The organism is Hymenobacter gummosus, assembly GCF_003970915.1.
Classification (GTDB): Bacteria; Bacteroidota; Bacteroidia; order Cytophagales; family Hymenobacteraceae; genus Solirubrum; species Solirubrum gummosum.
In genome coordinates, this window is the sequence record NZ_RXOF01000003.1 from 77,293 (window position 1) to 90,681 (window position 13,389).

The window sequence follows — 13,389 nt, forward strand, 5'->3', positions numbered from 1 at the left end:
AAGCAGGCCCCGTTACCACCGCTAGCGCGTGAGGTGCACAATCTGCTGGGCTACCTCGGGCAAATCGGCCGTTTTTTCGGGGTCGACTTCCATGGTCAGCTGCACCAGCAGGGGCTGCCCTTTGGCTACGCCGTAAAACAGCAGCTGGTAGGCCATGCCTTTGTCGGTGGGGTAGCTGAGGTGGTAGCCTTTGGCTGGCTGGTCGAGAATAAACCCGTCCAGGGGACGCTGCTCCATGCCCTTGTGCTTCTTTTTCTCCTGCTTCAGCACGGCCTCTACCACCGGGTTGAGCTGCGGATAGTTGAAGTACGCCCACTGCAGCTCGTATTTGTCGCAGCGCAGGCCATACTTGTTGTCGGCCACGCAGCCCGCGGGCAACGGAATATCGGTGCCGCAGAAATTCGGGGTTTCCTGGGCGGCCGGCGCTTGGGCGTGGGCCAGACCGGCAGACAACATTAGCAGCAGGAACAGGAAGTAGCGCATGAGCAGAAGCACATAAAATTGGGGTAATATACAAGATATTTTATAGTCCTGCACGCCTTCCCCGCGCCTGCTGCCGCCAACGCCCCGCCGGCTTAGTGCATCCGGTCGTCGCGCACCGGCAGGCTGGTCACGATGTCGCCCTCGATTTTGAGCAGCTCCTGCAGGCGCCGGTCTACTTCCTGCGGGTCGCAGTATTCCTTGGCCAAATCCACGTAGGCCACGAAATGGCCCGCTTCGGACACCATCAGCTCGTAGTAGAACTTGCTCAGCTCCTGGTCGGGAATGTGCTTCCAGAGCAGCTTAAACCGCTCGCAGGAGCGGGCCTCGATGAGGGCTGATACCAGCAGCTGGTCCATGAGCTGCCGCTCGCGGGCCCCGCCGCGGCGCACGTGCTTGAGCAGCTCCACCACGTACTCGTCGCGGCGCGGGCGGCCCAGGGGCAGGCCGCGCTTGCGCAGCTCCTGCAGCACCCGCTCGAAGTGACTCCACTCCTCGGCCACCAGTTCGGTCAGCTCGTCGACGAGGCGGGTTTTCTCGGGGTAGCTCACGATGAGCGAGATGCCCGTGCTGGCGGCTTTCTGCTCGCAGTAGGCGTGGTCGACCAGGATGTCACCGATGTTTTTGCTGGCAATGTCGACCCAGCGCGGGTCGGTGTTGAGCTTGAGCTTGAGGATGGTTTTTTCGCGCTTCTGGGCCTCCTCGGCCGAGGGCAGCGCCGCTTGAAAGTCGGACATGGTAGTCAATTGTTAAATTGCTGAATGGCTAAATGGTTGGATGGTCAAATGGCTGGTCGTTCTTACCTAAAGCGCCACTTGCGGCAGGGTGGTCGAACAGTCAACAATTTAGCCATTTAACAAACCAGCCATTCAAAGTCATTTAGTCGAAGAAATTCCACTTCAGGCCTAGCTGGAAGCTGCGCGGATTGCCGGTGTAGAAAGGTGCGGCGAAGTACCCGGCGCGGCCCAGGCCCTGGTTGACGTGGGCCATTTTCAGGAACACCGACACGGTTTTGATGTCGGCCGTCAGGAACACGTCGGCCACGGCGAAGGTGCCGGCGGTGAAGTGGTCCTGCACGTAGAACTGCTGGGTGCTCGGGTCGTAGTCGTAGGGCGTCCAGCGCGACTGGGCGTAGGTTTCGATGCCCACCTGGGTGAACAGGGCCTTCTTGAACAGGAAGCCCTCGGCGTACACCCGCGAGTTGCCCACCAGCTTGGGAATACGCAGCCCTTCCGTTTCGCCGCCCTCGGTGTAGGTGAGCTGGTTGTCGAGGCGCAGAATGCCGTAGCGCAGCTGGTGGCGCACAAAGCCCACAAACAGCTGCTTGCTGCCGCCGAGCTGCATGGGCAGCAGCCCCCGCGGCGACACGCCCGACTCGCCGTAGTACACCAGCTTCAGGATGGTCACGAAGCTGGCCGAGGCCTGCACCCGCTGCTGCAGGCGGGCATCGGCGCGGCCCAGGCGCTGGTCGAGGCTCACGGTGAGCTGGTCGACGGTGGTGTTGTCGAAGCCGGCCTTGCGGTTGACGCGGGCCCATTCCTGGTGGTTGCCGCTGAACTGCTGCTGGGTGAGCGTGGGCGCGTAGGAGGAGTGCAGCACCTCGCCCACGAGCGGGCCGAAGCGCAGCCGCCCGCGCAGCCACACCTCGTCGAAGAACTTGTACTCACCGGCCACCTGCACGTCGAAAATCTTGCGCCAGCGGAAGGCCATGTTGCCGCCCACAAACAGCTGATTCAGCGTAGTATCGGGCAGAATCTGGCGCATGGTTTCGGGGTTGCCGAAGTTGGTCCGGTTGGTGAGCAGGGCGTTGCGGTAGCGGCCGTAGAGGCGGTACTCGGCCCAGTCGGTGCGCCCGAGCAGGCCCAGCGTGTTTTCGATTTGCCGGTAGGTGGCGCGCTCCTCCGTCTTGGTGGAGTCGTGCAGGAAGCGGGAGTAGTAGTCCCGGTCGTCGGCGTCGACGGTGAAGTCGTCGTTGTAGCGGTTGTACTGGCGCCGCCAGTCGAGCACGTGGAAGGCCGTCACGCCCCGGCCCAGCAGGTTGTAGGTGTGGGCCAGGTGAAACTGGTCGCGCTTTTCCTCGTTCTGGGCCTGCCGCAGCCACACCAGCTCGTCGCGGTACTCGAAGAGCTTCGACAAGGTGTCGCCGTCGGTGGCGCTGGGCCGGATGCCGCCCTGCTCGATGGCGCGGTGCTGGGCCACGTAGTAGTTCAGCAGGGCGTGGTACCGGTCGTTCTTGGTCTGGTAGCGGGCGAAGATGAGCACCCCGGAGTGGGCCACCTGCTGGTCGCGGCTGATGGTGGTGCCCAGCTGCTTGTTGGCCCCGAACCGCTCGTAGGCAATGCCCACGTTTACCGCTTTCTTGACGCTACGGCTGTACATGCCCTCGAACACCTGCTCGCCCAGGCCACCCTGTACGAAGCGAAAAAACGTGTAGGGCGAGCGGGTATCGTAGTACGGAATGGTGGTCTGGTCGCGGAAGTACGGGTTGAAAGCGTCGCGGCCGTTGCGGGCCCCGAGCTGGGTATTGGGCGCCCACAGCAGGCGGCGCGAAGCCAGGCCCACGTTGCCCAGCGTCTGCTGGAAGGTACTGTCGTAGTACCAGTTGCGCGAGTTGTGCATGCCCGTCAGCGTGGTATCCAGCGGCTGGCCGTCGGGCTGGTTGCGCAGCACGTCCACCTCGCGCACCACCAGCGTGGTTTTGGGGCCGTAAAGCACCTTGGTGGAGTCGTCGATAATCTGGGCGCGGCCCAGCCGGGGCAGCAGCAACAGGGCCAGCAGCCCCGGCAGCAGGTACAGGCGGCCGAGCCGCCGAAGGCGTAGCAGAAAGGGGGCAGAAACGTCAGGCAACGGCACGGGGCGTAAGCAAGGGCGTGAGCAGGGCCAGCAGGCGGGCAGCGCCGTCGGCTAGGAAGGAAACCCGAATGGGCAGGTACAACAACGGCAAAGCGGCCGCGCTGGTGTGCAGGGCCGCGTCGCGCAGGCGGGCCGCGTCTTTTTCGGTGGTGACGACCACAGCCCCGGCCGGCAGCTGCCGGCGAATCTGCTGCAGCTCGGCGGCCGTGAAGGCGTGGTGGTCGGGGAAGCGGTGGTGCTGCGCGACGGGGTAGCCGCGGCGCGTCAGCTCGGCGCGCAGGGGCTCGGGCTGGGCAATGCCGGTGAGCAGCACCACGGGCATGCCGGGCGTCACCGCCACCGGCGCCAGCACCGGCTGCAGCGCTCCGTACTCGTAGCTCGAACACAGCACCGGCACGCCGGGACGGGCGTAGCGCCGGGCCCGGGCGGCCGCGCGCTGCTGCTCGGCGGCGGGCCAGTCGGGCGGGCACTTGGTCAGGATGATAACGTCGGCGCGGCGGGCCCCGCGGCGGCTCTCGCGCAAGCGGCCCGCGGGCAGTACGTGGTCGAGCCAGAACGGGCGGGCCTGCTCGGTGAGCAGCACGTTCAGCTCGGGCCGCACGCGGCGGTGCTGGTAGGCGTCGTCGAGCACCACGGCCGATACGGCGGGCACCAGCCGGGCCATTTCGGCCAGGCCGTGGCGGCGGTCCTCATCGACCACCACCGGCACCCGGCCGCCGAAGCCGCGGAAGTGCTGCCAGGGCTCGTCGCCGATGCTTGCGGCCGTATCGGCGGCGGTAGCCAGGCGGAAGCCCGTAGTCTGCCGGCCGTAGCCGCGGCTGAGAATGGCCGGCTGCTGATCCAGGTGCAGCAGCTGCTCCACCACCCAGGCCACGTGCGGGGTTTTGCCGGTGCCGCCCACGCGCAGGTTGCCCACGCCAATGAGCGGCACCGTGGCACCGGTGCTGGCCCAGATGCCCCGGTCGTAAAGCCAGTTGCGCACGGCCGCCACGCCGGCGTACAGCCAGCTCAGCGGAAGCAGCAACAAGGTCAGCAAACGGGACATGGGAGGCTAATCGGCCGGGCCACCGGGCGCGGCGGGCGGCAAAAATACGCGAAATGCCGCCGGCCCGGCCTCGCCGGGCTTCGTTGCGTAAGGATTTCGTCTATGATGCCCGCTCCCACCTTCGCCGACGGCCTGCTGGCCCTGCTCACCGGCTTTCCCGCCGCCCCGCCCCTGCCCGACGGCGTGGAGGCGCTAAACCCCTACCAGGCCGAACCCGCCCGCGACCTACTCACCCGGTTTGCCCGGCACTACTACGCTGACGCTCAGCCCCGCGTGGCCCTGCTGGGCATCAACCCCGGCCGCTTCGGGGCGGGCAGCACCGGCGTTGCCTTTACCGACCCGGCCGCCCTGGCGCTGCACTGCGGTATTGAAAACGAGCTGCCCCGCCGCGCGGAGCTGTCGAGCCAGTTCGTGTACCAGCTGATTTACGCCTTGGGCGGCCCGGCCGAGTTTTACCAGCACTTCTACCTGGGCTCCTTGTACCCGCTGGTGCTCGTGCGCCAGGGCCGCAACTACAACTACTACGATTCGGCGGCCGTCACGCGCACGCTCTGGCCCGATATGCAAAAGTCTCTACGGCAGCAGGCGGCGCTGCCCAGCCTGCGCCGCGACGTGGCCGTGAGCCTGGGCCGGCGCAACGGGGAATTTTTCACTCGGCTGAATCAGGAACTGGGGCTGTTCGAGCAGGTTATCGTGCTGGACCATCCGCGGTTTATCATGCAGTACAAACGCCGGTTCGTGCCCGACTTCGTGACGGAGTACGCGCGGGTGCTGGGGGAATTGCTCAGCCCTTCTACTTTTGAGAGGCCCACTTGACGAGGCAATCTATAACTGAGCCACTACAGAACCAGATCATTTACAATAAGTATGCGCCAGAAAACATCTTTTTTTAGCACATCAAGACCCTCGGATACCCATGTTTTCTTTATGCATAGGACTCGACGGGCAAGATATTTTCTGTGTGCCCTAGGTGTATGGGGAGGTGTGGGGGGCGCGACAGCACAGGCTCAAAAGGTTAGCTTACTGATTGAGGCACAACAAGCCTTTGGCCAGCGACTGGAAACCACCTTACGCTACCAAGAAGCTGTAGAACGCGAAGGTGTAACAACTATAAAGCGGAGTTTACAAGTGGGGAAACGTGCTTATGAATTGGAACACTACAACGCCACCGTGGCAGGTTATGGACGTGTGAAGGAACTGTTTCTGTTGCAAAGACAAAACAAGGATACAGTTAGCACCAGCATAGCTAAGTTCCGGCTGAGTCATGAAGTGACGAGTCAAGGCAAAACCGTTTGCTCAGGTGTATTTCATAGATACTTGTCGCCACTGGCTATTGAGGCTGGGCAATTTTTTATAGTCAAGGACTTCAACCCCGCTGCCTTTCTAACGTTGGCACCAAGCCTGATACCTACCGGGCAAACGCTGTACGTCCTGAACGAGGATACGGACGTGCGCGGTGACACACTCGCCTGTTACCAACTAACACGCGCCGAGTCAGGCCAACCCTCCCTTCACTTGTATGAGCGTCGTACAGCAGCCAGCAGGCGCTGGTATAACAACAACCGTCTTACGTGTCGGTGGGATGCAGATTTGACTCATAAAACGCTGCTTGTTATGCAAATACTAGCCGATGGTAGACCGGGGCTCCAGTGGGTGCGCAGGTACGCTAACCAAACAGATTTCTTTGAAAGCCATTTCTACTTCGAGCCAGGGGTTCAAGATGGCGACGGAATGGTCAAAAGGGAGTTCTACCGCCGCGAGTTTAAGCAACGCAGCGGGCAGCAGGCGCTGGACCACTACACGTTGAATTTACAAACAGAGCCTCCCAGTACTCTTTCCTTTGACATCACACATTATCACCACTGAGCAGATGAAATTGCAGCTAAAAGCTACATCTGAGATATAAAGGCATTGTAGGCTTCCCATCAGGGCCACTCGAAAGCAGAGGGAAACAGCCTCTTTTTCTATCCTCTTCTGTATCGTCACAAAGTCGTTTCGCGACGCCGGCAACAGGCAGCCCCAACGGTAGCCGGGCCTCCGCTCGTAAGTTGCGCCACCCACACCGGCTGCACGTTAGCCCTCACGCCAGAAGCAGCCACTTCCGCTACTTTTGAGTTTATGTCCGTCACCGTCCAAGACCTTACCCGCGCCCTCGAAGCCTGGGCCCCCCTGGCCTACCAGGAAAGCTACGACAACGCCGGCCTGCAGTGCGGCGACCCGCAGATGCTGGTCAAAGGCGTGCTCATTGCCCTCGACTGCACGCCCGCCATCATCGACGAGGCCGTGCGCCGGGGCTGCAACGTGGTCGTGGTGCACCATCCCGTCATCTTCATGCCGCTGAAGCGCCTGACCGGCGCCACCGAGGTGGAGCGCACCATCATGCGCGCCCTGCGCCTCGATGTGGCCGTGTACGCAGCCCATACCAACCTCGACAACGTGCGCCACGGCGTGAGCCGCCACCTGGCCGAGAAGCTGGGCCTCACGAACCTGCGCGTGCTCGACCCCAAAGCGGGCCTGCTGGCCAAGCTGGCCGTGTACACCCCGCCCGAGCACGCCGAACAGGTGAAGCGCGCCCTTTACGACGCCGGCGCCGGCCAGATCGGCAAGTACCACGACTGCAGCTTCCAGCTGCCCGGCCAGGGCACCTATACCCCCGATGCCGACGCCAACCCCTACGAGGGCGAGCCGAACAAGCCTGAAACCGCCGACGAGCTGCGCATTGAGGTGCTGCTGCCCCTGCACCGCCAGCACCAGGTGCTGCAGGCCATGCGTAAGGCGCACCCCTACGAAGAAGTGGCCTACGACCTCATTAAGCTCGAAAACCAGCACCAGGACGTGGGCTCCGGCATGGTGGGTGAGCTGCCCGAGCCCCTGCCGGCCAAGGACTTCCTGCGCCGCCTGCGCGAGCGGCTCGGCGTGCCCGTAGTCAAGCACACCGAGTTTAATGCCGTGATTCGGCGGGTGGCCGTGTGCGGCGGGGCGGGCTCTTTCCTGACCCGCAAAGCCGTAGCCGCCGGCGCCGACGCTTACGTCACGGGCGACATCAAGTACCACGAGTTTTTCGCCCCCGAAGGCCGCCTGCTGCTCTGCGACGTAGGCCACTACGAAAGCGAACAGTACACGGGAGAATTATTCCAAAAATTGCTTATGGATAAATTTGCGCGTACTTTTGCGGTCTTGTTAGCCGAAACCCCCACGAACCCTGTTCGCTATGATTTCTAATTCCGCTTCGGACATCACCGTAGCCAGCAAGCTGGAAGCCCTGCTCAACCTGCAACGCCTTGACTCGCAGCTTGATGAAATCCGGCGCGTACGTGGTGATCTGCCCGAAGAAGTGCGTGACCTGGAAGACGAAATTGCCGGCTACGAAGTCCGCGTATCGAAATTCGACGAGGAAGTAGCGGCGCTGAACGACCAGATCAAAGCCCGCAAGCAGGCCGCCAAGGACGCCGAGGCGCTGATTCGTCGCTACGAGGACCAGCAGCAGAACGTGCGCAACAACCGCGAGTACGAAGCCATCGGCAAGGAAATGGAGCTGCAGAAGCTCGAAATCCAGATTTCCGAGAAGAAAGTCCGCGAGGCCCAGTACCAGATCGACCAGAAAAACCAGGAAATCAGCGGCACCAAGCAGCGCCTGGACGAGCGCCGCAAGGACCTCGCCAACAAGCAGTCGGAGCTGCAGGTGATTGTGGGCGAAAGCGAAGCCGACGAGCAGAAGCTGCTGGCCGAGCGCGAAGTAGCCGCCAAGCCCATCGAAGACCGCCTGCTGTCGGCCTACACCCGCATCCGCGGCAACGCCCGCAACGGCCTCGCCGTGGTGCTGGTGAAGCGCGACGCCTGCGGCGGCTGCTTCAACACCGTGCCCCCGCAGCGCCAGGCCGACATCATTGCCCACAAGAAAGTCATCGTGTGTGAGCACTGCGGCCGCATCCTGGCCGACGTGGAAAGCCGCGCGTAAGCTTCCTTGGTTTGATTTTGTAAAAAGGAACGGCCCCGCGTCGTTCCTTTTTTATTGTTCGCTTGTCCGTTCTGATGTCAGTTCCCGCAGAGGTTCGCAAAGGTCTACGCAGAGGTTCGCTGAGCGCGGCCCTGCTCCTAGCGTCTGGCTCCGCGAACCTCTGCGCAGCCCTCAGCGAGCCTCTGCGAGAAATAAAGCAGGACGAAAGCGCCGCCGAACCCGCCGGCCCCGACCAGCTCAGCCCGCACGCCCGCCGCGCCTACGCTGAGCTGCTGAAGCTGCGCCCCGGCAACGGCCGCGCCTTCGCCCAGCGCGGCACCGACGCCGGCGCCCTGCTCATGCTGGAGGGCGCCGCTTTTACGGAACTAGTGGTAACGCAGGACCCGAAGCGCTACGAGGCGGCCATCGAGGCCCAGGACGCGGCCTTGGCCCGGCTAGACCAGCAGCCCCGCTCGGCCCTGCGCGACTACGCCCGCGCCGAAATTCGCCTGCACCAAGCCGCCGCCCAGGTGATGTTCGGCCACGAGCTGCAGGGCGCCTGGAGTCTGCGGCAGGCTTACCTGCAGGTGCAGCAGAACTACAAGCGCTGGCCCGATTTCCTGCCCACGCAGAAGACGCTGGGCCTGTGCCAGTTCCTGATCGGCTCGGTGCCCGAGGGCTACCGCTGGTTTCTGAACCTGCTGGGGCTGCCCGGCAATACCCAGGCTGGCCTGCAGCACCTGCGCACCGCCGCTCAGCGCCCCCACGACTTCCAGATAGAGGCCCGGCTTCTGCTGGCCCTGATCCGCCAGACCTACTACGGCGCCGATGAGGAGGCCGCCGCCCTGCTCAGTCGCCTCACCCGCGAACAGCCCGACAACCTCTTGTTCAGCTACCTGGGCATGTCGGTGCAGAAAAAGCTGCACCACACCGCCCAGGCCCTGAGCTACTACCGCAGCCGCCCCACCGGCCCCACCTACTTGCCCGCCGCCTACCTGCACCACATGGCTGCCGACCTGCTGCTCTACCAGGGCCAGTACGCGGCTTCGGAGCAGGCCAACCAGCTGTTTTTGAGCGAGTACCGGGGCGTGCATTACCGCAAGGACGCCTGGTTTAAGCTCTACCTCGCCCACTGGCTCGGCGGCGACCAGGCCCAGGCCGAGCGCTGCCGCCAGCAGATAGCCAAGGGCGGCGACACCAGCGTGGAGGAGGACCGCTACGCCCAGCGCTTCGTCGACGACCAGCTGCCCCTGAACCGCTACCTCACCCGCGCCCGCCTGCAAATCGACGGGGGCTACTACCGGCCGGCCCTGGCCACGCTCGGCGACTTCCAGGCCACGGCCGCCACGCCGCTGCGCGACCGGCTGGAGGAGCCTTACCGCCGCGCCCGCGCCTACCACGGCCTCGGCCGCCTCGACTCGGCCCGGCTCTACTACGGGCGCTGCATCACGGCCAGCGGCACGGCGCCGTACTACTTTGCCCCGCAGTCGGCCCTGCAGCTGGGCTACCTTTGCCAGGAAGCCGGCCAGAAAGCCCAGGCCAAAGCGTACTTTGAAAAAGCGCTGAGCTACGGCAAGCACGAGTACAAAACCAGCACCGACGCCAAGGCCAAGGTGGCGCTGGCCAGTTTGCAATGACGCCGACAATTTCCCCGGCCCAGGCCCTGCGCTGGGCCGCCCAGTTTCCCTGCTGCGCCTACTACGTCCCGGCCGTGGACACTGCCGCGCCCGGCGGCGCCTTCGCGCACCTGCTAGCCGTGGGCACGACGGTTCAGCCTGCGCCTGCCACGCTGGCGGAGCTGGACCAGTGGCTAGCGGCGCAGACCGACACCGCCGCCCCACGCTGCGGCCTGCTCACCTACGACCTCAAAAACGAAGTGGAGCCGCAGCTCGGCAGCCGGCACCCCGACGGCCTGCACTGGCCCGCCCTGCACTTTTTCGTACCCGACAAGCGGCTGCGCTGGCACCCCGATGGCCGCCTGGAAACCCACGGCCTGAGCGCCGACGACCTGCGCGCCATCGAGGCCGTGCCCACCGAAGCCGTGCCTCCTGCCCCGGTGCCCGCGCTACGCCCGCGCCTGCCCCGCACCGAGTACCTGCGGGCGGTGGAAGCCGTGCGCGAGGATATCCTCAACGGCGAAGTCTACGAGCTGAACCTCTGCCAGGAGTTCTTCGCCGAGGGCGTGCAGCTCGACCCAGTGGATACGTTTCTGCGGCTGCTTCAGGCCTCGCCCACGCCTTTTGCCGGCTTCTACAAGTGGCAGGACCGGTTTCTGCTCTGCGCCTCGCCCGAGCGTTTTTTGCGCCGCGAAGCCGATCAGCTGCTTTCCCAGCCCATCAAAGGCACCAGCCGGCGCGGCGCCACGCCCGCGGAGGACGAGCAGCAACGCCAGGCCTTGCTGCACGACGAAAAGGAGCGCGCCGAAAACCTGATGATTGTGGACCTGGTGCGCAACGATTTGGCCCGCGTCAGCCTGCCCGGCACGGTGCAAGTGCCCGAGCTGTTCGGCCTCTATCCCTTCCGCCACGTCTGGCAGATGATTTCGACGGTGACCAGCCAGCCGGCGCCCGGCACCACCCTGGCCGACGCGCTACGCGCCGCCTTCCCCATGGGCTCGATGACCGGCGCGCCTAAAATCCGCGCCATGCAGCTCATCGAGCAGTACGAGCGGGCCCGCCGCGGCCTCTACAGCGGCAGCATCGGCTACGTCTGGCCCGGCGGCGACTTCGATTTCAACGTGGTCATCCGCTCCCTGCAGTACCGCCAGGACACCGGCTACCTAAGCTTCCAGGTCGGCTCGGCCATTACCTACGACTCTGTGCCGGAACGCGAGTACGCCGAGTGCCTGTTGAAGGCCAAAGCGCTGCTGGAAGTGCTGGGTAGTGAAATTGTTGAATAGTCAAATGGCTAAATGGCTGGTCGTTCTTTCTTCCTCAAAGAATAATCAGCCATTTAACAGTTTAGCCATTTAGCCACTCCCTAAAACTGCCAAACTGTCATTTCTCCCCGGGAAGCCGTACCTTTGCGCTCCTTACGCTGATTTTTCGAGGCCATGTCTCAACCCCTGCTTACGCTCGATTTTCTGGACAACGCCCCCGCGCCGGCCGCCGACCAGCTGCCCGCCGACGTGCGCGTGACCGAAGCCACCCATACCGGCCGCCAGCGCCGCCTCTACATCGAGAGCTACGGCTGCCAGATGAACTACTCCGACTCCGAAATCGTGTCGAGCATCCTCTACGACGAGGGCTTCGACACCACCACGGAGCTGGCGGAGGCCGATCTGGTGCTGCTCAATACCTGCTCCATCCGCGAGAAGGCCGAGGTAACGGTGCGCCAGCGCCTGCAGCAGATCAACGCCCACAAGCGCAAGCGCCCGGGCCTGCTGGTGGGCGTGCTGGGCTGCATGGCCGAGCGCCTCAAGAGCAAGTTTCTGGAGGAAGAGCAGATTGTGGACCTGGTGGTGGGGCCCGACGCCTACCGCGACCTGCCGCGCCTGATCAAGGAGGTCGACAACGGGCAGCGGGCGGTGAACGTGCTGCTGAGCCGCGAGGAAACCTACGCCGACATCACGCCGGTGCGCCTGAACTCCAACGGCATCACCGCCTTCGTGAGCATCATGCGCGGCTGCGACAACATGTGCTCCTTCTGCGTGGTGCCCTTCACCCGCGGCCGGGAGCGGAGCCGCGACGCGCACAGCATCGTGGAAGAGGCCCGCGCCTTGTTCAACCAGGGCTTTAAGGAAGTCACGCTACTGGGCCAGAACGTAGATAGTTACAAGTGGCAATCGGCCGACGGCACGGAGTTCGTGAACTTCGCCGGGCTGCTGGAACGCGTGGCCCTGGTCAGCCCCGAGCTGCGCATTCGCTTCTCCACCTCCCACCCCAAGGACATCACCGACGAGGTGCTGCACACGATGGCCAAGTACGACAACGTGTGCAACTACATCCACCTGCCCGCCCAGAGCGGCAACTCGCGGGTGCTCAAGCTGATGAACCGCACCTACGACCGGGAATGGTACCTCGACCGCGTGGCCGCCATCCGCCGCATCCTGGGCGAAGACTGCGGCATCAGCACGGACATGATTGCCGGCTTCTGCTCCGAAACCGAAGAGGAGCACCAGGACACGCTGAGCCTGATGGAGCACGTGTACTACGACATGGCCTACATGTTCTTCTACTCCGAGCGCCCCGGCACCCTGGCCGCCCGCAAGCTCACGGACGACGTGCCGCTGGACGTGAAGAAGCGCCGCCTCACCGAAATCATCGACCTGCAGCAAAAGCACAGCGCCCGGCGCAACCAGCTGGCCGTGGGCAAGGTGCACCGGGTGCTCGTCGAGGGCGTGTCGAAGCGCAGCGAGGAGCACCTGAGCGGCCGCAACGACCAGAACAAGGTGGTCATCTTCCCCCGCCAGCACTTCCAGAAGGGCGACTACGTGAACGTGCTGGTGCACGAGTGCACCAGCACGACGCTGCTGGGGAATGCGGTGGCGTAATGAGCCAGTTGGAAAAGTTTGTGGCGGCGCTGCTCAGCGGCCAGTCAGATAGAAATATCGACTTCGCTGCTTTATGCGGCCTGCTGCTCAAACTGGACTTTGCGCAGCGCATCAAAGGCAGCCACCACATCTTCACCCGTGAAGGCGTTGAAGAAATCATCAACCTGCAGAGCGGTACGGGTGGTCAGGCCAAACCGTATCAGGTTAAGCAGGTTCGGGAGCTGTTGCAGAAGTACCAGCTGTCGTTGAAGCCCGCCCCTGCTTTAAAAGTTGTCGTCGCCCCGCCGCCGCAGGAATCCATTCGTCTCAAACGCAAGAAATAGTCATGGAAAACGCGCAGTATCCCGTCGTGATTTTTTGGAGCGCCGACGATGAAGCGTTTATTGCCGAAGTACCAGACCTGCCCGGCTGCCTAGCCGACGGCCGTACCCAGGCAGAGGCGCTGGCTAACGTAGCCGTCGTTATTGAAGAATGGCTGGAAACTGCGCGGGAGCTGAATCGTCCGATTCCGGCCCCGCGCCCGCGGCTACGCTACGCCTGATACTGCCGGGCGCTGCTTTCGACCTTTGTCCGTAAAATATC

13 protein-coding genes are annotated in these 13,389 nt (G+C 63.7%); 9 read left to right on the forward strand and 4 right to left on the reverse strand.

What is annotated here, in order from left to right:
* Positions 1-21: 21 nt before the first annotated feature.
* The 4 genes from EJV47_RS06460 to lpxK all read right to left on the reverse strand — a co-directional run bounded on the left by EJV47_RS06460 (position 22) and on the right by lpxK (position 4,378).
* Entirely contained in the window at positions 22-483 is a 462-nt protein-coding gene (locus EJV47_RS06460; protein ID WP_126692336.1) for a hypothetical protein, read from the reverse strand.
* 92 nt (positions 484-575) lie between these two features.
* A complete protein-coding gene (locus tag EJV47_RS06465; RefSeq protein ID WP_126692337.1) occupies positions 576-1,217 on the reverse strand; it encodes a MiaE family protein in 642 nt (213 codons plus the stop codon).
* A gap of 142 nt (positions 1,218-1,359) precedes the next feature.
* The gene (locus EJV47_RS06470; protein WP_165903644.1) at positions 1,360-3,327 is read right to left on the reverse strand and encodes a putative porin; all 1,968 of its coding nucleotides are present in this window, start codon (positions 3,325-3,327) and stop codon (positions 1,360-1,362) included.
* Positions 3,320-4,378 (reverse strand): tetraacyldisaccharide 4'-kinase, encoded by a 1,059-nt coding sequence (gene lpxK, locus EJV47_RS06475; protein WP_126692339.1) that lies wholly within the window; start codon positions 4,376-4,378, stop codon positions 3,320-3,322. The genes EJV47_RS06470 and lpxK overlap by 8 nt, the downstream gene beginning before the upstream one ends.
* 102 nt (positions 4,379-4,480) lie before the next feature.
* Between lpxK and EJV47_RS06480 the strand changes: the two genes are divergently transcribed.
* The 9 genes from EJV47_RS06480 to EJV47_RS06520 all read left to right on the forward strand — a co-directional run bounded on the left by EJV47_RS06480 (position 4,481) and on the right by EJV47_RS06520 (position 13,348).
* On the forward strand, positions 4,481-5,194 hold the full coding sequence (locus EJV47_RS06480) for a uracil-DNA glycosylase family protein (RefSeq protein WP_243651040.1): 714 nt from the start codon (positions 4,481-4,483) through the stop codon (positions 5,192-5,194).
* 51 nt (positions 5,195-5,245) lie between these two features.
* The gene (locus tag EJV47_RS06485) at positions 5,246-6,244 is read left to right on the forward strand and encodes a hypothetical protein (RefSeq protein ID WP_126692340.1); all 999 of its coding nucleotides are present in this window, start codon (positions 5,246-5,248) and stop codon (positions 6,242-6,244) included.
* Between the two features lie 252 nt (positions 6,245-6,496).
* Positions 6,497-7,600, forward strand: coding sequence for a Nif3-like dinuclear metal center hexameric protein (locus EJV47_RS06490; protein ID WP_126692341.1), 1,104 nt, complete (start codon positions 6,497-6,499; stop codon positions 7,598-7,600).
* Positions 7,590-8,336 carry a zinc ribbon domain-containing protein gene (locus EJV47_RS06495; protein ID WP_126692342.1) on the forward strand — a complete coding sequence of 249 codons (747 nt, stop codon included), beginning with the start codon at positions 7,590-7,592 and terminating at the stop codon, positions 8,334-8,336. Before EJV47_RS06490 ends, EJV47_RS06495 begins: the two co-directional genes overlap by 11 nt.
* 74 nt (positions 8,337-8,410) lie before the next feature.
* Positions 8,411-9,952: a tetratricopeptide repeat protein gene (locus tag EJV47_RS06500; protein ID WP_126692343.1), complete on the forward strand. Its 1,542-nt coding sequence runs from the start codon at positions 8,411-8,413 to the stop codon at positions 9,950-9,952.
* Entirely contained in the window at positions 9,949-11,214 is a 1,266-nt protein-coding gene (locus EJV47_RS06505) for an anthranilate synthase component I family protein (protein ID WP_126692344.1), read from the forward strand. The genes EJV47_RS06500 and EJV47_RS06505 overlap by 4 nt, the downstream gene beginning before the upstream one ends.
* Before the next feature lie 153 nt (positions 11,215-11,367).
* The gene (miaB, locus tag EJV47_RS06510) at positions 11,368-12,807 is read left to right on the forward strand and encodes a tRNA (N6-isopentenyl adenosine(37)-C2)-methylthiotransferase MiaB (protein ID WP_126692345.1); all 1,440 of its coding nucleotides are present in this window, start codon (positions 11,368-11,370) and stop codon (positions 12,805-12,807) included.
* On the forward strand, positions 12,807-13,130 hold the full coding sequence (locus tag EJV47_RS06515) for a hypothetical protein (RefSeq protein ID WP_207895841.1): 324 nt from the start codon (positions 12,807-12,809) through the stop codon (positions 13,128-13,130). Before miaB ends, EJV47_RS06515 begins: the two co-directional genes overlap by 1 nt.
* A 2-nt stretch (positions 13,131-13,132) precedes the next feature.
* Positions 13,133-13,348: a type II toxin-antitoxin system HicB family antitoxin gene (locus EJV47_RS06520; RefSeq protein WP_126692346.1), complete on the forward strand. Its 216-nt coding sequence runs from the start codon at positions 13,133-13,135 to the stop codon at positions 13,346-13,348.
* Positions 13,349-13,389: the final 41 nt, after the last annotated feature.